Here is a 1,045-nt window from a genome sequence, read left to right on the forward strand (position 1 = left end):
AAATAGCGGGATAAATGAGAAGTACCGGTATTCTTCATGGGAAGGATGCCGGTATTTTTTATGTGGTTCCGGTGCAAATGTTACCTCTATTCCAAATAGTTGATAAATAAACTGCACTTCATTTTAGACAGACTTGTCCAGCAATTAATTCTACAATTTATTAGGCAGTCAGATGATATTGATGGAATTAGTTACTTCTCTACTAAAATAGATAACTACTCATTAGAAATATCTGAAGTCTATAGAAACTTCGCTTTCCCTGTACAGGGAAAGCAAAAAGAAGGACTATGTCCAATTCTTAAAAATAAATTTGAAGTTACTGATGCAGTACCATGGAAGATTCAACCAGGTTCGGAAAGGGCTGCGAGTGATTCAGACGAATGACTCGCAGCTACCTCAATCATAGATCATGTCTAATGAACCTGTTGAAATTTACACAGGAATACTTGAAACGCAAAGGAATTTTACAATTGAATCTGTTTTATTCGCCCAATTGTGTGGTGTTGTTGAGTCTAGGAAAATACAATCATAAGGAGTCAAAACATGTTCCTCTTCGTCAATGATAATCGTCAGTTTTCCTTCTAGAACGTATAGAAATTCTTGCCCCGAATGTGAATAAGATTCCTCTTTTTTAGCACCTGGGTTAAGCAAAACTAAAATAGGATTAAATAGTGGATTTTCAATGTTGCCCGCTAAATCCCTATAAAAAAATTGGTTATGTAGAGCGTTCGTCTTACTAATGATATTTCTCATAACTGTTGGTGTTGTCTGCTTTTCTGGCTCTGAAAAAAAGTAACTCGGATTGACACCAAGTGCTTCAGAAACTTTTTTCAATGATTCGAGCGTTATGGATGATTTTGATCGTTCGACTTGTGATAAAAAGCTGATTGAAAGATTCGTCTGATCAGCAATTTGTTTTAATGTTAACTTACGTTCTTTTCTCAAACTCTTTATTTTTACTCCAATTAAATCGTTCACTTTTCTCCACTCCCGTTACTGACATTAATCATGATTACTATTCTAGGAAATTTTATCCCGCTATTTG

At 35.1% G+C, this 1,045-nt stretch carries 1 protein-coding gene; it reads right to left on the bottom strand.

The annotated features are described in order from the left end of the window. Positions 1 to 432 precede the first annotated feature (432 nt). Entirely contained in the window at positions 433 to 978 is a 546-nt protein-coding gene (locus V7038_RS28825) for a helix-turn-helix domain-containing protein (RefSeq protein WP_070170454.1), read from the bottom strand. Between the last annotated feature and the right edge of the window lie 67 nt (positions 979 to 1,045).

This window comes from Bacillus sp. JJ783, assembly GCF_036963225.1.
In the GTDB taxonomy this organism is placed as follows: Bacteria; Bacillota; Bacilli; order Bacillales; family Bacillaceae_G; genus Bacillus_A; species Bacillus_A cereus_U.